The organism is Pseudomonas sp. GW821-FHT05D12 (genome assembly GCF_059419825.1).
Genome location: NZ_JBWKSN010000004.1, coordinates 1 through 20,162, shown reverse-complemented (window position 1 = coordinate 20,162; position 20,162 = coordinate 1). Strand labels below are relative to the sequence as shown.

General features: G+C 63.4%; 16 protein-coding genes. 6 read left to right on the top strand and 10 right to left on the bottom strand.

Features of this window, described 5'->3' with window-relative positions; genetic code table 11:
• The first annotated feature begins 2 nt into the window (after positions 1 to 2).
• From AC07SI_RS08150 to AC07SI_RS08140, 3 genes are all read left to right on the top strand, one after another.
• The gene (locus AC07SI_RS08150) at positions 3 to 1,430 is read left to right on the top strand and encodes an O-antigen ligase family protein (RefSeq protein WP_495005674.1); all 1,428 of its coding nucleotides are present in this window, start codon (positions 3 to 5) and stop codon (positions 1,428 to 1,430) included.
• Positions 1,430 to 2,839 (top strand): lipid II flippase MurJ, encoded by a 1,410-nt coding sequence (locus tag AC07SI_RS08145; protein WP_495005508.1) that lies wholly within the window; start codon positions 1,430 to 1,432, stop codon positions 2,837 to 2,839. Before AC07SI_RS08150 ends, AC07SI_RS08145 begins: the two co-directional genes overlap by 1 nt.
• Positions 2,840 to 2,914: 75 nt before the next feature.
• Positions 2,915 to 3,937 (top strand): acyltransferase family protein, encoded by a 1,023-nt coding sequence (locus tag AC07SI_RS08140; RefSeq protein ID WP_315417076.1) that lies wholly within the window; start codon positions 2,915 to 2,917, stop codon positions 3,935 to 3,937.
• A gap of 147 nt (positions 3,938 to 4,084) precedes the next feature.
• Here AC07SI_RS08140 and AC07SI_RS08135 read toward each other — a convergent pair whose 3' ends face one another.
• The 5 genes from AC07SI_RS08135 to AC07SI_RS08115 all read right to left on the bottom strand — a co-directional run bounded on the left by AC07SI_RS08135 (position 4,085) and on the right by AC07SI_RS08115 (position 9,671).
• Positions 4,085 to 4,666: a DUF4174 domain-containing protein gene (locus tag AC07SI_RS08135; RefSeq protein ID WP_065907266.1), complete on the bottom strand. Its 582-nt coding sequence runs from the start codon at positions 4,664 to 4,666 to the stop codon at positions 4,085 to 4,087.
• A gap of 131 nt (positions 4,667 to 4,797) precedes the next feature.
• Positions 4,798 to 6,033 carry a flavin monoamine oxidase family protein gene (locus tag AC07SI_RS08130; protein ID WP_495005507.1) on the bottom strand — a complete coding sequence of 412 codons (1,236 nt, stop codon included), beginning with the start codon at positions 6,031 to 6,033 and terminating at the stop codon, positions 4,798 to 4,800.
• Entirely contained in the window at positions 6,030 to 6,653 is a 624-nt protein-coding gene (locus tag AC07SI_RS08125; RefSeq protein ID WP_065907272.1) for a glutathione S-transferase N-terminal domain-containing protein, read from the bottom strand. The genes AC07SI_RS08130 and AC07SI_RS08125 overlap by 4 nt, the downstream gene beginning before the upstream one ends.
• A 12-nt stretch (positions 6,654 to 6,665) precedes the next feature.
• Complete coding sequence (locus tag AC07SI_RS08120) at positions 6,666 to 7,244, bottom strand: GNAT family N-acetyltransferase (protein ID WP_106804622.1); 579 nt, start codon at positions 7,242 to 7,244, stop codon at positions 6,666 to 6,668.
• 69 nt (positions 7,245 to 7,313) lie between these two features.
• Positions 7,314 to 9,671: a DNA polymerase II gene (locus AC07SI_RS08115; protein WP_495005506.1), complete on the bottom strand. Its 2,358-nt coding sequence runs from the start codon at positions 9,669 to 9,671 to the stop codon at positions 7,314 to 7,316.
• Between the two features lie 277 nt (positions 9,672 to 9,948).
• Here AC07SI_RS08115 and AC07SI_RS08110 point away from each other — a divergent pair, with 277 nt between their 5' ends.
• The gene (locus AC07SI_RS08110) at positions 9,949 to 12,186 is read left to right on the top strand and encodes a TonB-dependent receptor (RefSeq protein WP_495005505.1); all 2,238 of its coding nucleotides are present in this window, start codon (positions 9,949 to 9,951) and stop codon (positions 12,184 to 12,186) included.
• 40 nt (positions 12,187 to 12,226) lie between these two features.
• On the opposite strand, the gene AC07SI_RS08105 is transcribed toward AC07SI_RS08110, so the two are convergent.
• The 3 genes from AC07SI_RS08105 to AC07SI_RS08095 form a co-directional block, all read right to left on the bottom strand.
• On the bottom strand, positions 12,227 to 14,641 hold the full coding sequence (locus AC07SI_RS08105) for a TonB-dependent siderophore receptor (RefSeq protein ID WP_106804625.1): 2,415 nt from the start codon (positions 14,639 to 14,641) through the stop codon (positions 12,227 to 12,229).
• A gap of 87 nt (positions 14,642 to 14,728) precedes the next feature.
• The gene (locus AC07SI_RS08100; RefSeq protein ID WP_495005504.1) at positions 14,729 to 15,703 is read right to left on the bottom strand and encodes a FecR family protein; all 975 of its coding nucleotides are present in this window, start codon (positions 15,701 to 15,703) and stop codon (positions 14,729 to 14,731) included.
• A complete protein-coding gene (locus AC07SI_RS08095; protein WP_262135188.1) occupies positions 15,700 to 16,212 on the bottom strand; it encodes a sigma-70 family RNA polymerase sigma factor in 513 nt (170 codons plus the stop codon). The genes AC07SI_RS08100 and AC07SI_RS08095 overlap by 4 nt, the downstream gene beginning before the upstream one ends.
• Positions 16,213 to 16,363: 151 nt before the next feature.
• On the opposite strand from AC07SI_RS08095, the gene AC07SI_RS08090 reads away from it, so the two are divergent.
• Positions 16,364 to 16,951 carry a hypothetical protein gene (locus AC07SI_RS08090; RefSeq protein WP_495005503.1) on the top strand — a complete coding sequence of 196 codons (588 nt, stop codon included), beginning with the start codon at positions 16,364 to 16,366 and terminating at the stop codon, positions 16,949 to 16,951.
• A gap of 40 nt (positions 16,952 to 16,991) precedes the next feature.
• Here the strand turns inward: AC07SI_RS08090 and AC07SI_RS08085 are convergent, their stop codons facing one another.
• Positions 16,992 to 17,459: an SRPBCC family protein gene (locus tag AC07SI_RS08085; protein ID WP_495005502.1), complete on the bottom strand. Its 468-nt coding sequence runs from the start codon at positions 17,457 to 17,459 to the stop codon at positions 16,992 to 16,994.
• 99 nt (positions 17,460 to 17,558) lie between these two features.
• On the opposite strand from AC07SI_RS08085, the gene AC07SI_RS08080 reads away from it, so the two are divergent.
• Positions 17,559 to 17,960: a GFA family protein gene (locus tag AC07SI_RS08080; RefSeq protein WP_495005501.1), complete on the top strand. Its 402-nt coding sequence runs from the start codon at positions 17,559 to 17,561 to the stop codon at positions 17,958 to 17,960.
• Position 17,961: 1 nt separating this feature from the next.
• Here AC07SI_RS08080 and mrdA read toward each other — a convergent pair whose 3' ends face one another.
• Complete coding sequence (mrdA, locus tag AC07SI_RS08075) at positions 17,962 to 19,854, bottom strand: penicillin-binding protein 2 (RefSeq protein ID WP_065907300.1); 1,893 nt, start codon at positions 19,852 to 19,854, stop codon at positions 17,962 to 17,964.
• Between the last annotated feature and the right edge of the window lie 308 nt (positions 19,855 to 20,162).

Below are 20,162 nucleotides of genomic sequence, written 5' to 3'. Positions count from 1 at the left end.
GAGTGAATCTGGCAAGCCTCGTGGCGGTGCTCTTCGGCCTGCTGTTCGGCGCCCTCGCCCTGCTGCTGTCACCGGCCAAGGCCTTCCTCGCCGTGGTCGGCCTGGCGGGCGCGGTGACGATCCTGCGCTTTCCGTTCTGGGGCCTGTTGCTGTTTGCCCTGGTGGCGACGTTCATGCCGTTTTCGACGATCAACCTGGGCATCCGCAGTACCGTCAGCGAAGCGATCCTGGCACTGACCTGGGGCGCCATCCTGTGGCACAGCTTTCTCGCGCGCCTGCCCGATACACCAGGCCTGGCGCGGCGCCCCACCGACCAGATGCTGTTGTGGCTGATGCTGTTCAGCGTGGTCCCGTTCATTGTCGGCCAAGTCACTATCCATGCCGACACCAGCGGCGTGGCCAACTGGCTGCGCTGGTTGCTGAACCTGTCCGGGGTGTTTATCGCGGCCAAACTGCTGGTGGACCACAAGCACCGGGAAGCGCTGGTGATCGCCCTGCTGCTGGGTACCCTGGCGATGCTGGTGCTGTCGATCGCGGTGTTTGTGCGCACCCGCTCCGGCGCCGGGATTGCGCCGATCCTGGCGCTGTTCAACTACGCCAACTTCGACATGCTCAAATTCGGCCTGGAGGCGATGTCCTCGCGCATGGGCTCGCCGTGGACGCACCCGAATGCCATCGGCGGGATCATGGCGCTGCTGCTGCCGTTGGCGTTCTGTTTTGGCATGACCGAACAAGGCTGGAAACGCGCTCTCGGCCTGGGCGTGGCGTGCCTGGGAGCGGCCGCCTTGCTGTTGGCGAGCAGCCGCGGCGCGATGGTCAGCCTGGCGTTGGTGCTGATGTGGATGGCCACGCGGCGCGTGCCGTACACCGGGCGCCTGTTGATGATCGGCGCGGCGCTGACCGTGGCGCTGGTGATTGCCTACCCGCCGTTGCAGGAGCGCCTGGCAACGATTTTCTCTTCGGACAACGCCAGTACCGAAGTGCGTTTCGACGAATACCGCATGTTCCCGCAGGCGGTGGCGGCCTACCCGTTCGGCATCGGCTTCAAGGTCGATCCGCCGGTGCCGGGCACGCATTTCCTGGGGATTTCCAACCTGTGGCTGAACTACATCTACAAGATCGGCATCGTCGGCATGCTGTTCTTCGTGGCGGTGACCGTGCGTTGGTGGCGTGAGGCCCGTCCGGAAAAAGGCCCGATTCGCCTGACCAAGGACAACGCCCTGTGGCTGGGCACCACCGGTGGGATTCTGTCGGCGCTGGTCAGCGGTTTGTTTGACCACTACTTCAGCTTCGCAGTGGTGATGGTGGCGCTGTTCTGGTTGATGGTCGGCATCAATGTGCTGGAGGCGCGGCGCCTGTTTCCGGCGCGCCTGCCGCAGGTCAAGACAGTGGTGTTTCGCAAGCCGCTGCTTGATGGCGCGCGTCCCTGATGCTGGGCTCGGCCGTTTGGCTGACCCTGGCGACCCTGCTGGGCCTGTGCCTGGGGTTTGCGCGTGAATGGTTGCTGGTGGCGGCGTGGGGCGCGGGTGAGCGCAGCGATGCGTTTCTGATCGCGCTGTTTTTGCCGGAAGCGCTGCGCATGTCCCTGGCGGGTGGCGTGCTGAGTGCCGCCGCGCTGCCGCTGTACCTGCAGCGCAAGGACGGTGAGCGCCTGGATTGGCTGGCCGTGTTGTTCCCGGCGTTGATGCTGATCGCGCTGGTCACCAGCCTGCTGCTGACGCTGCTCGCGCCATGGCTGGTGCAGCTGCTCGGCCCCGGCTTGGCGGCCAGCGCCACCGCCCTCGCCGCGAGCAATTTGCAGATCGTCGCCTGGTGCGTGCCGGGGTTGATGCTGCATGCGCTGTTCAGCATTCCGTTGCAGGCGGGCGAGCGTTTTGTGCTGGCGGGGCTGGGCTCGTTGCTGTTCAACCTGCCGCCCGTGACCTACCTCGCCCTCGCCGGCACCGCGACTCAACCGCACTCGCTGGCCCTGGCTTGCCTGGCGGGCAGCTTGCTGATGCCGCTGGCGTTGCTGCCGTCGGTGTGGCGCCAAGGCTGGCGGCCGTGGCGTTGGCAGCTGACCTTCGCGCCGCTGCGGGAGCTGGGCCAGCGCATCGGCCCGCTGTTGCTGAGCAACGGCGCCAGCCAGGGCCTGGCCCTGATCGAGCGCCTGGTGGCGTCGCTGTTGGGCGAAGGCGCGGTGACCTGGGTCAACCTGGCCCGCAAACTGATGAACCTGCCGCTGATTGCGCTGATGAGCCTCAATCAGGTGCTGCTGGGCATGATGAGCCGGCGCCAGGGCGATGAGCGCCTGGCCCTGCTCAAGCGCGGCCTGGAAACCGCCAGCGTGCTGACCCTGCCCGCCGGCGTCGGCCTGGTGGCGGCAGCGCCGAGCCTGGTGGCGCTGCTGCTGCCCAAGCAATCGGCGGATTCGCCATTGCCGCTGCTGTTGGCCTGGTTCGCCGTACCGTTGGTATTCGGCGCCTGGAACGCCTTGCTCGCCCGCTACGCCTATGCCGCCGGCGACACGCGCCAGCCGTTGCGCTGCGAGTTGCTCGGGAGCCTGGTCAACGTGTTGCTGCTGGGTGCCCTGCCCTTTGTGTTTGGCCTGGCCGGAATCCCGCTGGCCGCGCTGGCCGGGGTGATCTGCACCGCGTTGCTGCTGATGCAGCGCCAGTCATTGCTCGACGCCCTGCCCTGGATGCGGCAATGGCTGCTCAGTGCACTGATGATGGGGTTGGCGGCGCTGGCACTGTTTCGTATTGAAGGCGTGTGGCTGCAACTGGGGTTGAGCACCTTGGCCGGCATCCTGGTGTTGCTGGGGATGGGACTATGGCTCAAGCCGTGGCGCAAGGCATGACGGCGTGCCAGTTCCTGCCAGGGGCTGTGCGGTTCACAGAGGGAGGATGAACAGGTGAAACATCGTTGGATTCAAATGGATATCGCCAAAGGCATCGGCATCCTGGTGATCGTGTATGCCCACAGTTGGTTTGTCGCGACGTCCCCGGACCTGATGTACCCGATCCTGGCGTCGTTCGTGCTGCCATTGTTCTTCTTTCTGTCCGGGGTGCTGTTCAAGCCGGAGCAGCCCTTCGGGGAGATGGCCGTGCGCAAGGCGGATGGCCTGCTCAAGCCGTTTTTCTTCACCATGCTGGTGTATGTGATCGTGCGCGATGTGCTGCGTGGCCAACCGCTGCTGCCAGACATCGGTGGCGTGCTGTATGCCTCGGTGGACACCATCCCGTGGCAAGCAATGTGGTTCCTGCCGCACTTCTGGGTGGCGATCCTGTTCAGTTGGGCGGTGTTGCGCCTGATCCAGCGCCTGCCGCTGGCGGTGAGTTGCGCGCTGACCCTGGTGCCGTTGCTGGTGGGCATCTGGATGCTGCCGTTTTTCTGGCAACTGCCGGTGACCCTGGGCGGGCAAACCTGGGTGCTGCCCGGCCTGCCCTTCAGCCTGGATATCACCCTGATCAGCAGCGCCTGTTTCATCTACGGCTACCTGCTGCGCAATTGGCTGCGCACCCATGCGGGGTCGCTGCTGACCTTGCTGGTGTCGGTGGTGTTGTTCGCCGCCGTGTTCCTCTATCGGGGCGACACCATGGACCTGGCGCAGCGTCGCTACGACCACTGGCTGTGGACCAGCCTGCTGGCGGTGATTGGCGTGTACGTGTGCTGGGCGCTGGCGCGGGTGCTGATGGTGTCGGCGCTGATCACGCGGGTGATGACCTATATCGGCCAGTCGACCCTGATCCTGTTGATCTTCCATGGGGAGATCCAGCACAAGACGTTTGACCTGATGGAGCGCCTGGGCCTGCCGCCATTTGTCGCGGCCTGCATCGGTTTTGTGGTGGGGGTTGGGGTGCCGTTGTTGATCGGAGAAGTGATCAAGCGCGTGGCGTTCTTGCGGTTTTTCTACTTTCCGTTTCCGCAGCGCAAAGTCTCTGAACCGCGCACCTGAAGCCTGTTTGACAAGGAAGCTTGCTCCGGCCGAGGTACTCAGCGCCGCCAAAACGCTTGCGACTGCTACGCAGTCGAGCGGGAGCAAGCTCCCTCCCTACCTAAGCGCTTCGATCAGCGCGGGGTCAGCCAGCGCCTTGGGCGCAGGTCAATCATCCAGTTGCTGTTGCGGCGCGGCATGCTTGGCCGGCTTAGCCGCCTTGGCGCCTGGCTTCGCGGCCGGCGCGGCAGCGGGTTCAGGCTCGGCCGGGGCGGCCATTTCTTTCTCGGCCATCGGCATCTGGTCGATCGCGCTGAAGAATTCCTTCAGGTCGAGGGTATCCGGGGGTACGGTCTTCTCGACTTTCTTCTCGCCATCCTTGCCAACCAGGATCACCTTGGTGCCGCTGCCGGCGCCCAGCTTGAGGGCACGGATCAGCGCATTGGTTTCAGGCGGCGTGAGTTTCTTGTTGTCCTTGGGGTCCTTGGCGAACTTCTCGCCCTCGGCCCCAATGCTGCCGAACTTCACGGTGTAGAACACCATGCTGCGCTCTTCAAAGGCTTGCTTGGTGGCCGGCTCTTCCAGCTGTTTCTTCAGGTCCGTCAGCGCGGCGTTGCCGGAGTCCAACTCCACCACCACCAGCGGCCGGGACTTGCCCAAGTCCTGCTTGAGCGGGTTGATATCATCAGCAGCCAACAGCGGCCCCGTAAAAGCCATCAAGGTAGCCAGGGTCAGCGACCGGATGAGCATGCGCACCTCCTTTTAATTCCATGCAGGGTTCTTGAGTTTCATGTCTGCGACAGTCAAATTCAAGGATGATTCCTACACCACTTTAAGAAAGCGTAGGCCAGGACGCCCGCTACGCAAGGGTTTGGGTAGGTTCAGGAGTCATTGTTTCTTCTGATTGCGGAAGCCCAGGCGCTGAGTTTTTCGCAGGCTGCCAGCGCGATCTGCTCATCGGTCTTGCCTGGATAGTGGCGGTCCACGGCGTCTGCGGCGATCAGCCCGGCAATCAGCGGCGTGCCCACCGCATCGGTCAAATCCAGCCACTCGCCCCAATTGGCGGGCGCGTCGTACCAGCGCAGGTAGCCGTCCTCGGACGCCGGCCACCAACGCTGATCGAACTGCAGCACGACTTTTTCCAGCCGGCCCATGGTGAACCGCTCCAGGGCGTGGCGATACGTCGCCGGCAAGTCCGGGGTAAAGCTCAGTTGCTTGAGCACCGGTATCGGCACCGTGCAGATGCAGGCATCGGCATCCCGATCATCCACGCGCACACCGTGCTCGTCCCAACTGATGTGCTGCACAGGGTGGTTGAGGTGGATATCCAGGCCGCTGGCGGCGTCTGCCAGCAGTTGCCCGTAACCGCGCGGCAAAAACTGGTCGCCATGGCCGACGCCCTCCTCGTCAAGCGTCTGGGTCGACAGCTGGTCCAGGGGCAAACCGGCTTCGAGGATCAGGTTCGCGTCGATGGCATAGCATGCCGCGCGGCGCTCGCTGGTGGTCAAGGTGGCCAGGTAGCGGTCGACGCCGGGCGCCAACGGTTGCTGACGGTCGATGGCCTGTTTGAGTCGGGCATAGGCGCGGTTGATGTCCGGCAACGGGCCGTCCCACGCGGCGGCCAATGGCTGCGAGAAGTCCGTCGGGCGCCGCTCCAGGCCCAACTGCTCGGCACGCCGCGCCAGCGGGTTGATCGCATACTGCTGCAACCAGGCGGCGCCCACATCCACCATTTGCCCACCGAGGGCTACGCTGTGCACTCGCCCGCCGATGCGGTTACGCGCCTCGAGTACGCGCACCGCCACGCCCTGCGCCTGCAAGGCGCGGGCAGCGCCGAGGCCGGCAAAACCGGCACCGATGACAATCACCGTTCGAGCCGAGGTCGCGATCACCGCATTGGCGGCGCGCAGCCCGCTGTCCCAGGCGCTGTGGGTCATGGCCGAGTGATCGTGGTTGAAGGCTTCGCCGGCGAGAAACAGACGATTATCAATCGGCGTTGACAGCAGGCGCCGCAGGCTCGGCTCGCCACCTGGCAACAACGCGCTGTAGGCGCCCTGGCTGAAGGGGTCATCGCACCAGCGCGTGACGTGCCACGCGACAGGCCGCAGCGCGGTCATTGCGCGGGCCAATGCCGCGCGAATACGGGGGCCACGACGGGATCGGCATCCACTTGCGCAAGGCTCTGGGCAAAACCCGGCGCCAGGGCGGCCAGCGCTTCGCGCGCCGCGTCCCAGCGCGACACCGCCGCCGCCATGATGCCCAGCGCATTCGGCTCGCCGCTGGGCGCAAACAACTGGTCGGCAAACTGGTCGGCAAACACCACCCAGGCCTGGTGCAGATAGCGCCGCGTGCCGGTGATCAACTGGTTCTGCACCACGGGTTCGGCCTCGCCCAGCCAGCGTTGCGGATAGTCGATGATGCCAATGGCCGAATAACAGTTGGCGGCGATGTACACCAGGCCGCGCAGGATCTGCCCACGGTTGCCCACCAGCAGGTTGGCGTCGGGGTATTCCAGGCCCAGGTGGATCAGGATTGCCGCACTCTCCGTCAACACCTGGCCATCAGGGGTGACCAGCGTGGGGATCTGCTTGAGCGGGTTGATGCGGGCCAGGGCGTCGGTGCCCGGGCCTTCCTGCCAGGAACTGGCATCCACGCGGTGCCACTCGACCGCGCAACGCGCCAGGGCGATTTCGATCATGCAGGAGCCGGACTCGTCGGTACCGTAGAGCGTGTACATGGGCCTTTCCTCCTATCGCCGCAGCTTCGCCTGCAGGTTGGCTTTCACCTGCGGCCATTCCGAATCGATGATGCTGAAACGCACCGAGTTGCGCTTGCGCCCGTCGGGCATGATGCGTTCATGGCGCACGATGCCTTCCTGCACGGCGCCCAGGCGCAGAATCGCAGCACGGGATTTTTCGTTGAGTTCATCCGTGGTGAACTGCACCCGCACGCAGTCCAGCACCTCGAAAGCGTAGGTCAGCAGCAGGAGCTTGGCTTCGGTGTTGATCGCACTTTTTTGCGTCGACAGCGCCAGCCAGGTGTGACCGATCTCCAGCTTGCGATTGACCCGGTCGACCTTCCAGAACCGCGTGCTGCCGACCACCTGGCCGGTGTCGCGGCGCACGATGGTGAACGGGATCACGCTGCCCGCAGCACGCCCGGCCAGCGCGGTATCGATGTACTGGTCGACGGTGCCGGGGCCCGGCACGTTGGTGACCTTGAGGTTCCACAGCTCGCCATCGGCGGCGGCGTCGAGCAAGGCGGCCTTGTGTTCGGGTTGCAGGGGCTGGAGTTCGACTGTAGTGCCGGTCAAGGTAATGTGAGTCATGGGAGCTGCGCCGTCGGGTGGTCGTCAGTGACCAAGAGTGCAGGCTCGCGCAGTGCCTCGGCAAGTGTTTTAGAACAGGCCCATTTGCCCGCCGACCAGGGTGCCGAAATCGTCATTCACGAACGGCAGGATCGCATCGGCCACCGGCTGCAATTGCCGGGTGACGTAGTGGTCGTAGTCAATCGGCGCCTGGCGCACCTCCAGCGGCTCGGGGCCGTTGACGCTGATTACGTAGCTGATCCAGCCGCCGCGCTGGTACTGGCGCGGACGCCCGAGGCGGTCGTTGTATTCATCGGCCAGGCGCGCGGCACGCACATGCGGCGGCACGTTGCGCTCGTAGTCATCCAACTGGCGGCGCAGGCGCTTGCGGTAGATCAGCAGCTCATCGAATTCGCCGCTGAGGGTACGGCGTACGTAGTCGCGAATGTAGTCCTGATGGGGCTGGCGATGGAAAATGCGCTGGTACAACTCCTGCTGGAACTGCCGGGCCAGGGGCGACCAGTCGCTGCGCACGGTCTCCAGGCCTTTGTAGACCATCTCTTCGCTGCCGTCGCTGCGCACCACCAGGCCGGCGTAGCGTTTCTTGCTGCCCTCCTCCGCGCCGCGAATGGTCGGCATCAGAAACCGGGTGAAGTGGGTTTCGTACTGCAGTTCCAGCGCGCTTTGCAGGCCGTATGCCGTGCGCAGGTGCTCGCGCCACCAGGCGTTGACGTGCTGCACCAGCGCGTGGCCGATGCGGCTGGCGTCCTCTTGGGTATGCGCACCGCCGAGCCAGACGAAGGTGGAGTCGGTGTCGCCGTAGATCACTTCATAGCCCTGCGCTTCGACCAGCTCGCGGGTCTGGCGCATGATCTGGTGGCCGCGCATCGTGATGGACGACGCCAGCCGCGTATCGAAAAACCGGCAACCACTGGAGCCGAGCACGCCGTAAAAGGCGTTCATGATGATCTTCAGCGCTTGCGAGAGCGGCGCGTTATGTTCGCGCTTGGCCTCTTCGCGGCCTTCGGACACCCGCGCGACGATGGCCGGCAGGCAATGGCGAGTACGCGAGAAACGCGCACCACGAAAGCCTTCCACAGAGGTGCTGTCGTCGGGATGCTTGAGGCCTTCGATCAGGCCCACCGGGTCGATCAGGAAACTGCGGATGATCGACGGGTAGAGGCTTTTGTAGTCGAGCACCAGCACCGATTCGTAGAGGCCGGGGCGCGAGTCCATGACAAAACCGCCGGGGCTGGCCTCGGGCGGCTTGTCGCCGAGGTTCGGCGCAACGAAGCCCTGGCGGTGCATCAGCGGCATGTACAGGTGGGTGAACGCGGCGACGGAGCCGCCGTTGCGGTCAGCCGGCAGCCCGGTGACGCTGGCGCGTTCGAGGAGGAACTTGAGCAGCTCGGTCTTGGCGAAAATCCGCGTGACCAGTTCACAGTCCTTGAGGTTGTAGCGCGCCAGGGCGGGCTTGTCCTCGGCGAACATGCGGTTGATTTCGTCCATGCGCTGGTACGGCGTGGAGATGTCCTTGCCCTCGCCCAGCAGGGTCTGCGCGACGTTTTCCAGGCTGAAGGATTCGAAGCTCCAGGTGGCCGAGCGCAGGGCCTCGATGCCGTCGATGATCAGCCGCCCGGCCGCGGCGGCGAAGTAGTGGTTACGGCTGCCATGCTCGCGCCAGGCCATTGGTTCACCGCCGCGCCCGAGCAACAGCGGCACGCCCAGGCGCTGGGCATGTTCGTGGAGCACGCGCAGGTCGAACTGCACCACGTTCCAGCCGATGATTGCATCGGGGTCATGGAGGGCGAGCCATTGGTTGAGGCGCTCGAGCAGTTGGGCGCGGGTGTCGCAGTAGTCGAGCTTGAAGTCCACCGCGTCGGTTTTATTCGGCGGGCCGAGCATGTACACCTGGCGCTCGCCGCAGCCTTCGAGGGCGATGGAATAGAGATCGCCCTGGGCGGTGGTCTCGATGTCCAGCGACACCAGTTTCAGCGGCGGACGGTAATCGGGTGCGGGTTTCATCTGCGCCTCAAGCAGCGTGCCGTCGGCATCGGCGACGCCGCCGAACCACACCGGGGCGGTGATGAAGCGCTCCATCATGTAGCGCTCGGGCGGGCGCACGTCGCCTTCGTAGACATCCACCCCGGCGGCACGCAGGCGTTTTTCCAGGTCCATCGCCTGGCGGTGCTGGCGCGTGTACAGGCCCAGCACCGGGCGGTGGTGGAAGTCGCACAACTGCAGCGGGCGCAACTCGATATCGCGCTCGCCCTTGAGCAGCCAATCCAGCGGCTTGCGATGGGCCTCGGGGATAAACATCACCGAGGTCTGCACGGGTAGGCGGATACACCGTGGCCCGTGGTCGGTGGCCAGCCAGAAACTGACCTCCGTGCCCGCCGGGGTATCGCGCCAATGCCGGGTCAGGACAAAACCCTGCTGTAAATCCACCGTACCGCACCTCAGGAATCACTTTCAGGGCGTGATTCTACTCGGCATCCGGGCAAACGCGATGGGCGATGGCATTTATCCGCCAACCCGCGCAGCGGGACACTGCGCGGGCCGCTGGTCGGCCGTCCGCGCAGGCACGCTCACGCGCTTCACAATTTTGTTGCAGAACATTAATAACAATAACTATCATTCGCACCGGAGTCGTATCCGCGCAGCGAGGACGCGCAACGTTGTTGCCCTTTTCCTCACCACTGACGGTTCACCGTCCGGATCGACCATGCCCACCCGTACCCCATTCGCCGTGCCGTTTCGCCCGACCCTGCTCGCCCTTTGCTGCTCCCTGAGCCTTGCCGCCCACGCCGCAGCCCCAGCCACCCCGCAGGATGCGAACCACAGTCAGGATGGCAACACGCTGGAACTGGGCGCCACCAACATCAACGCCGACGCCCCATCGCCCGGCGCCCTGCCCCCGGTATATGCCGGCGGCCAGGTGGCACGCGGCGGCCAGTTGGGTGTGCTGGGCAACCAGGACATCATGGATGTGCCGTTCAGCATGTCCTCCTACACCGAGAAACTGATCCGTGACCAGCAGGCCGAGACGGTTGGTGATGTCCTGCTCAATGACTCGTCCGTGCGCCAGGCGTCAGGCTTTGCAAACCAATCCCAGGCGTTCGTGATTCGTGGCCTGCCGCTCAACGGCGACGATATTTCCTTCAACGGTTTGTACGGCATCCTGCCGCGCCAGTTGATGTCCACCGACGCCCTGGAGCGGGTCGAAGTATTCAAGGGCCCCAACGCCTTTATCAACGGCGTGACGCCGAGTGGCTCGGGCATCGGCGGCGGTGTGAACCTGCAACCCAAGCGTGCCGATGACGTGCCTTTGCGCCGCTTCAGCACCGATATCAGCAACGATGGCCGCATCGGCGAACACCTGGACATCGGCCAGCGTTTTGGCGAAGACAATCGGTTTGGCGCACGGGTGAATATTTCCCAGCGCGAAGGCGATACCGGTGTGGACGACGAGAGCCAGCGTTCGAAGCTGTTTTCGGTCGGCCTGGATTATCGCGGTGATGCCCTGCGCCTGTCCGGTGACTTTGTGTATCAGAAGCAGCAAGTCAACGGCGGGCGTAACTCGGTGTTTCTCGGCCCGGGCCTGACCAGCATCCCCAACGCGCCCTCGGCGGACACCAACTACGCGCCGAAGTGGGACAACACCAGCCTGGAAGACACCTTTGGCATGCTGCGCGGCGAGTACGACCTCAATGACAATTGGACCGCGTATGTCGCGGGCGGCGCCAAGCACACCCGCGAAATCGGCCGCTATTCGTCGCTCACCGTGATCGACGCGCAGGGCAATGCCACCGTGAGCGGCTCCAATATCGCCCACCAAGAAGACAACACCAGCCTGATGGCCGGCCTGAATGGCAAGTTCCAGACCGGCGCCGTCAGCCACAAGCTGAACCTCGGCCTGACCGGCACCTGGACCCAGGCGCGCAACGCCTTCGACTTTGCCTCGGGCACGCAAGCGACCAACCTCTACAACCCCGTCGATGTGACAGCGCCAGCCAAGGGTGGCTTCACCTCCGGCAGCGACCTGAACGACCCGGGCATCACCGCCAAGACCTTCGCGCGCAGCGCGGCGGTGTCGGACACCCTCGGTTTCATGGATGACCGCTTGCTGTTCACCGCCGGCCTGCGTCGCCAGGAGCTGGTGGTCCAGGGTTATGAATACGGCACCGGCTCACGCAACGCCAACTACGCCAAGGGCATCACCACGCCGGTGTATGGCCTGGTGTTCAAGCCGTGGGACCACGTGTCGTTCTACGCCAACCACATTGAAGGACTGGCATCCGGACCGACCGCCCCGGAAACCGCGGCCAATAACGCCAGGGTCACCAACAACGGCCAGACCTTCGCCCCCGCGCGTTCGAAACAGACCGAAGCCGGCGTCAAAGTCGACATGGGCACCTACGGGGCGACACTCGGTGTGTATCGCATCGAGCAGCCGACCCAGGGCTATTCCCAGCTGAATTCGGACGGCACCGCGACCTATGTGTTCCAGGGTGACCAGGTCAACAAGGGCGTGGAGCTGAATGTCTTCGGTGAACCTGTCCCAGGCCTGCGCCTGCTGGGCGGCGCCACTCTGATAAACACCGAGGTCAGCGGTACGGCCAACGGCACCAACGACGGCAACCGCGCTATCGGCGTGCCTTCGTTCCAGCTCAATGCCGGGGTGGATTGGGATGTGCCGGGCCTGCAAGGCGTGAGCGTGAATGGCCGCATGTTGCGCACCGGCGGCCAGTACGCCGACGCGGCCAACAACCTCAGCCTGCCGACCTGGAACCGGTTCGACGTGGGTGCGCGCTATAACTTCAAGGTCGATCAGCGGGATGTGACGCTGGGCGCCACAGTGGAGAACGTCGCCAATACCAAGTACTGGGAATCGGCATTGGGCGGCTACCTGACCCAGGGCGATCCGCGCGTGGCGAAGTTGTCGGCGACGGTGGACTTCTAAACGTCAACGGGTGGCAGCCTGGGCTGCCACCCGTTGCAGGCTACCAGTCGTAGGACACGGCCAACGATGCCGTGCGCTCCTGCCCGTAATAGCAGCCAAAGGCATAGTTGCATGCCGAAACGTACTCGCGATCAAACAGGTTCTGCACGTTCAGGCTGGCTTCAGCGCCTTTGAGCGTGGGGCTGACACGGCCCAGGTCGTAGCGGATGGTCGTGTCGTACACCACAAACGAAGGAGTTTTGAAGGTGTTGCCCGAATCGCCGTATTTCTTGCCGGTGTAACGAGCGCCCCCACCGACGGTCAGGCCTGCCAGGGCATTGCTCGCGAAGTGGTAGTCGACCCAGGTACTGGCGGTCCACGGTGCCTGGGACTCGTTGCGGTTGCCTTTATCGCCATAATTACTCTTGGTGTAGAACGAGTCCAGGTAGGCCACCGCGCCAATCACCTCGAACTGACCAACACGCGTCTTGCCTTCGAACTCGACACCCCGCGAGCGCACCTCGCCTTCCTGCAGCTGATACTCCGGGTACTCAATGTCGCCGGTCAGCACGTTCTTCTGCTTGATCTGGTACACCGACAACGTCAGCAATGAGCTGTCGTTGGGCTGGTATTTGACCCCCGCCTCGTACTGCTCGCCCTCCACCGGCTTGAACGCCGAGGCCCCGCGCTGTGGGGCCTGGCTGCCGATGCTGGGGAAGAACGACTCGGCGTAACTGACATAGGGCGCCAGGCCGAAATCAGTGAGGTAGGTCAAGCCGATTCGCCGGGTGAGTTTCTTGTCTTTCTGGCTGACCGTGCTGTCGGCCAGCAGGTCGCGGTTCTCGACTTCGGCCCAGTCTTCACGCAGGCCGACGGTGAGGATAAAGCGGTCAAGCTTGATTTGGTCCTGGGCGTACAGGCCGGTCTGCTTGATGGTGTTGTCCCACTTGGTGGTGAGGGTCGGCTGGCCCAGGGTGTGGTAGTTGCTGGGTTTATACAGCTCGATGATTTCTGCGCCGTACAGGTTGTAGCCCTGGTACTTGCGGGTGAACTGGCGGTAATCGACGCCGGTCAGCAGCGTATGGTCCAGCGCGCCGGTGGCGAATTTGAACTGCAGGTTGTTATCAATCGTGTAGGCAGAATTGTGCTGGCGCCAGTCGAGCTTGGTGCGGGTGGCGCGGGTGTCGTCGATGCTGTTATCCGGGAGCGTGACGAACCGGTTCAGGTAGAAGCCTTTGTAGCGGTCGTTGACGTCGGTGTAGCGCGCCGTCGAGTGGTATTCGAGGTTGTCGTTGAAGGCGTGGGAGAAATCGAAGCCGAGCACGTACTGGTCGCGGATGTAGTCGTTCCAGTCCGAGTCGCCCAGGAAGGTGTCGCGGTCGATATGCCGGCCCTCGGCGCTGCGGTACAGCGTGCCAATGGCGGGCAGCGCCTGGTAGTCGGCCAGGGACTTGTCGCGCTGCAGCTGCGCGTAGACCGTCAGCGCCGTCTCGTCGGTCGGCGCCCAGGTGAGGCTGGGCGCGAGCAAGGTGCGGCTGTCGGTGGCGTGGTCGACCATCTCGTTGCCGTCACGGGCCAGGGCAATCAGGCGATAGCTCAAGGTCTTGGCCTGATCGATTGGCCCGCTGAAATCCAGCGCACCGTTGACCCGGTCATAACTGCCGATGCCGAACTTGACCTGGTGCCGCGCCTCTGTGGTCGGCCGCTTGGAAACCATGTTGATCATCCCGCCCGGCTGGTTTTGCCCGTACAACACGGATGCCGGGCCCTTGAGCACTTCGATACGCTCGAGGGTGTACGGATCGATTTGCGGGGCGCCGCCCAGGCTGCCGGCGTACGGCAGGTAGGCGCCGTCGAGGTACAACAGGGTTGGCGCGAAGCCACGGCTGGCGACTTCATCGGCGATGGTGTTGCGGTCGGTATAACCGTTGGTGTCGATGCCCGGCGTGTAGCGCAGGGCCTGCGTGAGGTTGCGTGCACCCTGGACCGCGACCTGGTCGGCAGTGACCACGTTGACCGTCTGCGGGATTTCCAGAATCGGCGTATCGGTCTTGGTCGCGGTGCCGCTGCGCGTGGCGACGTAACCGTCTACCGGGCCCCAGGCATTTTCCGTGGCCGACCCGGTCACGGTGGTGGGGCTCAGGTTCAGCGAATTGCCTTCGGGCAGCAGGTACAGGCTCCAGGTGCCGTTGTCGGTAATGATCAAGCCCAGCCCGCTGCCGGCCAGCGCCTGTTGCACGGCCTGCTCCGGCGTCAATTGGCCCTGGACGGCAGCAGCCCGGCGACCTTGCAGCAAGGCCGGGGTCACCGACAGCGTGCGCCCGCTTTCGCGGGACAAACGGCTGAGGGTGTCACCCAGCGCGGCCGCAGGCAGGTCGAAATAATGGGTGGTGTCCTGGGCCATCGCAGGTTGGCCGATGACGGCCAGCGTAATGGCCAGCGTCAGCAGGCAAGGACGAATCATCAAGGGTGCCATAGGGGTGGATACTCGTTGTCAGGTTGGCGTTCTCTAACCCTGACTCGCGAGACGTGCGATCCCCTCACGGCCTGTGAAAATAATCGTTTATTGCACGTCAATCATCGTCAACCACGGCCCATAGCGACGAATGCGCAACGGGAATGTCTGGGCAAGCGATTGCAGCGTCTGCTCGGCATCATCCAGCGGGTACACCCCGTACACACGCAGCGCCGCCGCTTGCGGGCTGATGCGCAGCACGCCCCGGCGATACGGGCGCAAGGCATCGATCAGCGAGCCCAGCGGCTCGTCGCGAATGTCGACCCGACCGTCGCGCCAATCCACCCGCCCGGCTGCCGACAACGGTACCGGCCGCACCCATTCCTCGCTGAACCACGCCGCCTGCCCCGCTTCCACGCGCCGCTGGTGACCGCCCTGAGTGGTGACTTTCACACTGTGCAGTTGCACCGAGGTCAGGCTGCCGGCGGCTTCCTGGCTGACCATGAACTGCGTGCCGAGGGCCTGGACTTCGCCCTGCGCGGTGGTGATGACAAACGGCCGGCGGGCATCGGCGGCGACATCGACAAACACCTGGCCTTCACGCAGATGCACGACGCGGCGTTGCTCAGTGAACTGGATATCCACCGAGCTGCGCGCGTTGAGGCTCAAGCGGCTGCCGTCGGCCAACGTGAAGGTACTGCGCTCGCCGGTGGCGGTACGCCGGTCGGCCCACAACCCGTTGAGCGGTTGGGCACGGTCGAGCAGCGCAGCGCCACTGACTCCAAACAACACCAGGGCCAAGCCGCCACGCAGCACCTTGCGACGCGACACGGTGTCGGGCGTCATCAGTGCGTGGGACGCCGCACGCAATTGGCCAGGGCTGTGCGCCTCGACCCGGTGCAGCGCGGCAATCGGTTGCTGCAACAGGTTGCCCACCCGCTGCCAGGCCGCCGCATGCTCGGGGCTGGCGTGCAACCAGGCGTCGAAAGCCTGGCGCAGGTCGCGGTCCTCGCCAGCCGCCTCGAGGCGCAGCAGCCAATCGACGGCCTCGCGGGTACAGGCATCCACCTTGGGCTGCGTCATGCCAGCTCCGCCGATTCCGCGAGGCAATGCAGGAACGCCCTGCGCAAATCGCGCTCGACAGTCGCCAGGGAGACATTCAGTTGCTGCGCGATCAGAGGTTGGGTCAAGCCTTCGAGACGACTCAGGATAAAGATCTGGCGTACCCGCGCCGGCAGGCCGTTGAGCAGCCGGTCAATGCTTTCCAACGCTTCGCGAACCAATGCAAGGTCTTCTTCGGAAGGGCTGTAGCACTCCGGCAGTAAAGCCAGGCTGTCTAGGTAGCTTTGTTCCAGGCGCTTGCGCCGCCAGAAACTGAACAACAGTCGGCGTGCAACCGTGCTCAAAAACGCCCGCGGCTCCTCAAGTTGGGTGAGCTGGCGCGCATCGAGCACGCGGATGAAGGTGTCCTGGGTCAGGTCTGCGGCATCCTGGGGGCACTTCAACTGACGATACAACCACGCACGCAACCACCGATGGTTATCGTCGTAGAGCGCGGCTAAAAGGGCCTTGGGATCAGTAGATGTGGACACGCAACACTGCCAGACGCTAATGATAATTCATCTCATTATCTGCGCAGACTCTGGCACATTGCAATCGTTAAAACACCCAACCTGCAGCGCATTTGTGTATCTGCGCCCCTCCACTAGACTCAGGAGTTCCTCTTACATGGAAGTGCCTTAAATGAAAGTAACGCGCCCTCTTCGCCACGTCATCGCCCTGGTCACACTGCTGGCCGCCGGCAACCTCACGGCCTTCGCTGCCGATATCCCGCTGTCCAAGACCCTGGAAGCCGACGAAGTCACCACCAAAGTGCTGGCCGTGGATGCCGCCAAGCACCAGGTGGTGCTGCAAGGCGCCGACGGTGGCGAGGTGCATGTGCAACTTACCGACGCCGCCAAGGACCTGGGTAATCTCAAGGTCGGCGACCAGGTCAAAGTGCTGACCACGCACTCCGTCGCCGCCGTGCTGGACACCGACGTGGACAAAAGTGCGCCGGATGCCAGCGAAAAAACCGGTGTGATCCGCGCGACCGCCGATAATCCCAGCCCCGGCGGCGCAGCGTTCCGTCAGGTACAGGTGCAACTGAAGATCACGCACATCGACTTGAAGAAAAACCAGGTCACCCTGGAAAACCCAGCCGGTGCGAGCAAAGTGTTGAATGTCGAGAAACCGGAGATTCGTGCGGGCCTCAAGAACCTCAAGGTCGGTCAGAGTGTGCTGGTGACGTTTACCGACACCCTGGAAATCACCACCGCTCACGAAGGCTGACAGTTATCAACGCGGGCATCAGTGATGATGCCCGTTGGGGTCAGGCCTGGCGGGCCTGGGTCAAATAGTTTTCGATGTTGTTCATCTGCTCGTCCCAGCCCCGGGAGTTCATCTTGAAGGCTTTCTGCCGACGGGCTTCGGGCACTTTATCGAAACCGGATTCGACGACCCGCAGCAAAATGCCCGGCGCGCGATCCTCGATCGTGAACTCCACCAGTGTCGGGGTTTCCTGGTCGTAGTCGACGCCCTCGTCCACCGCAAAGGGGTGCCACCAGAAAGAGAACAGTGTCTGCGGCAGGATACGTTCGATTTTGGCATTCCAGATCACATGCTCGTACCCCGGATAAGTGATCGGTGCCTTGATGGTTTCCCCCGCTGCAAAGGTTTTGCCCTTCAGGGCAATTCCAAACCAGTTGCCGAATTGCTCGGCATCGGTGAGTGCTTCCCAGACGTGTTTGCGTGAAACGTTAAGCAGGACTTTTCGTTCTATGCGATCTAATACGTGCATAAGTCACCTCCTCCATTGACAGTAGGCGACATCGAACAATGCGCAACCTTGGGTTGTGCGCGATGATGATGACCCCATCCTTGACCCGGCATTTACGTTATGACTGACGCGTTGAATGGAAGTTGCTTCTGCAAGGCCGTCCGCTACCAGGTGGAGCGCCTGGACATGCCCATCAGCCACTGCCACTGCGACAGCTGCCGCAAGGTGCACGCGGCCGCGTTTGTAGCGACAGCCGGGGTGATGCGTGAGCATTTTCGCTGGACGCAAGGCGAGGGTCTGTTGTCGTCATTCGAGTCTTCGCCGGGCAAGCTCAGGCATTTCTGCTCGCGCTGCGGCTCACACCTGATGGCCGAGCGTGGGCACCAGCCGCATGTGATTGTGCGGGTGGCGACGCTGGACGATGATCCGGGCGTGCGGCCCACCGCGCACATCTGGAAGGCGCATGACGTGCCCTGGCTGGCCTACACGGGCGTAGACCAGTGGGACGAGTGGCAGGTGTGACTCAGACGTGCGGGTCACCCGGTGCTTTAGCCGGGGTCGCATACTGCGGCTTGAGGTGACCTTCCTGGTCGAGCAGCCAGGCGTCCATGATCTGCCGCACCACCGGGCCTGCCACCCGGCCACCGGCTTCGCCGTTTTCGATCATGACCGAGATCACGATTTTCGGATGCTCGGCCGGGGCAAAGCCGACGAACAAGGCGTTGTCGCGATGCCGCTCCAGAGTCTTGTCGCGGTTGTAGCGCTCACCTTGTTTGATCGCGACCACTTGCGCAGTACCACTCTTGCCGGCGATGCGATATTGCGCACCTTGCGCGGCGGCCCGAGCGATGCCGCGCGGGTCATGCATCACCAACTGCATGCCATGGTTCACCTGCTCCCAGTCACGCGGGTCCTTGAGGACCACATTCGGCATCGGGTTCTCGTCGACGGGCGGCACGCCGTTGATGGTCTTGGCCAGGTGCGGGCGATTCCACACGCCCTTGTTGGCGATCAACGCTGTCGCCTGGGCCAATTGCAATGGCGTGACCTGCATATAGCCCTGGCCGATACCGAGGATCACAGTTTCGCCTGGGAACCATGGCTGGCGGCGGGTCGCACGTTTCCAGGCCTGGGATGGCATCAGGCCGGCTGACTCTTCGAACATGTCCAGGGAGACTTTCTGGCCCAGGCCGAACTCCGCCAGGTAGTCGTGCAGGCGGTCGATGCCGAGTTTGTGGGCCAGGTCGTAAAAGTAGGTGTCGTTGGAACGCATGATGGCGGCGTCCATGTCGACCCAGCCGTCACCGCTGTGGTTCCAGTTGCGGTATTTGTGATCAAAATCGGGGAGCTGGTAGTAACCCGGGTCGAACACGCGGGTCTGGGCGGTCACCACACCGCTGTCGAGCCCGGCAATGGCCACCTCAGGTTTGATCGTCGAACCCGGCGCATAGAGCCCGCGCAGGACGCGGTTGAACAGCGGCCGGTCGATGGAATCGTGCAGCGCGGCATATTCCTTGAAGCTGATGCCGGTGACAAACAGGTTCGGGTCGAAACTCGGCTTGCTGACCATGGCCAGGACTTCGCCGGTTTGCGGGTCGAGTGCGACCACCGAGCCACGGCGATCGCCCAGGGCTTCCTCGGCGGCTTCCTGAAGGTGGACGTCGAGGCTGAGCACGATATTTTTGCCAGGGATCGGGTCGGTATGCTTGAGCACGCGCAGCACACGCCCCTGGGCGTTGGTCTCGACCTCTTCGTAACCGACGTGGCCGTGCAGTTCGGACTCGTAGAAACGCTCGATGCCGGTCTTGCCGATGGACTGTGTACCGCGGTACTCCACCGAGTCGAGAGCCTTGGACTCTTTCTCGTTGATGCGCCCGACATAGCCGATGGAGTGCGCAAAGTGTGCACCCAGCGGGTAGTGCCGGACAAACTGCGGCTCTACGTCGACGCCAGGCAAGCGAAACTCGTTCACGGCCAGGACCGCGATCTGCTCTTCGGTCAGCTCGTAAAACAATGTCACCGGGACGAAAGGATGGCGTGCCTGCTTCAAGGCCTTGTCGAACACCGCACGGTCTTCAGCAGGCAGGTGCAGCAGGTTGACGATGGCGTCCAGCTCACCCTTGAGGTCTGTGGTGCGCTCCCGGGTGATGGTCAGGTTGTAGCTGGGACGATTGTCGGCGAGCACCACGCCATTCCGGTCGTAGATCAACCCGCGAGTCGGTGTTATCGGCAGGACGTGGACCCGATTATTCTCGGAAATCGTCGAGTGATAGTCGTACTGCACCACCTGCAGGAAATACATGCGGCCCACCAGGGCACAGGTGATGCCGATCACCAGCAGCGCGCAGGCGAGCAGGCGCTTGTTGACCAGGCGGTTTTCTTTTTCGTGATCCTTGATGGGTATTGGTTCAGGCATTTCTACAGCATCTCGTTGAAGAAGGTCGACGCCGCATCCTGCGGATAAAGATCAGTCCTTGTGAAAATGTGCTGCACCATACCAAAAATGCAGAAACACTTTGCATCGATTTCCCCGAACGGCATGCCGATAGCGACTTTTTGTCATGAAAGTGTGGGATCAAGCCTCAGCAAGACTTTCAGATCAGGACGTCTATTCGTGACCGGGGAACGCGGTGTCCTCTACCGGGCGTACTTTTCGACCGCCCAAAACAAAACCCCTGTCTGCGTTAGCAAACAGGGGTTCTGGAATTTAATCTTGACGATGAC

Excerpts from the sequence above, each read along its gene's own strand:
- AC07SI_RS08135 (WP_065907266.1), bottom strand. The coding sequence starts at position 4,666 with ATGCTCATCCGGTCGCTGACCCTGGCTACCTTGATGGCTTTTACGGGG.
- AC07SI_RS08125 (WP_065907272.1), bottom strand. The coding sequence starts at position 6,653 with ATGTACACGCTCTACGGTACCGACGAGTCCGGCTCCTGCATGATCGAA.
- AC07SI_RS08105 (WP_106804625.1), bottom strand. The coding sequence starts at position 14,641 with ATGGCACCCTTGATGATTCGTCCTTGCCTGCTGACGCTGGCCATTACG.
- AC07SI_RS08090 (WP_495005503.1), top strand. The coding sequence starts at position 16,364 with ATGAAAGTAACGCGCCCTCTTCGCCACGTCATCGCCCTGGTCACACTG.
- AC07SI_RS08130 (WP_495005507.1), bottom strand. The coding sequence starts at position 6,033 with ATGACCGCGCTGCGGCCTGTCGCGTGGCACGTCACGCGCTGGTGCGAT.
- AC07SI_RS08085 (WP_495005502.1), bottom strand. The coding sequence starts at position 17,459 with ATGCACGTATTAGATCGCATAGAACGAAAAGTCCTGCTTAACGTTTCA.
- AC07SI_RS08100 (WP_495005504.1), bottom strand. The coding sequence starts at position 15,703 with ATGACGCAGCCCAAGGTGGATGCCTGTACCCGCGAGGCCGTCGATTGG.
- mrdA (WP_065907300.1), bottom strand. The coding sequence starts at position 19,854 with ATGCCTGAACCAATACCCATCAAGGATCACGAAAAAGAAAACCGCCTG.
- AC07SI_RS08110 (WP_495005505.1), top strand. The coding sequence starts at position 9,949 with ATGCCCACCCGTACCCCATTCGCCGTGCCGTTTCGCCCGACCCTGCTC.
- AC07SI_RS08145 (WP_495005508.1), top strand. The coding sequence starts at position 1,430 with ATGCTGGGCTCGGCCGTTTGGCTGACCCTGGCGACCCTGCTGGGCCTG.
- AC07SI_RS08140 (WP_315417076.1), top strand. The coding sequence starts at position 2,915 with ATGGATATCGCCAAAGGCATCGGCATCCTGGTGATCGTGTATGCCCAC.
- AC07SI_RS08080 (WP_495005501.1), top strand. The coding sequence starts at position 17,559 with ATGACTGACGCGTTGAATGGAAGTTGCTTCTGCAAGGCCGTCCGCTAC.
- AC07SI_RS08120 (WP_106804622.1), bottom strand. The coding sequence starts at position 7,244 with ATGACTCACATTACCTTGACCGGCACTACAGTCGAACTCCAGCCCCTG.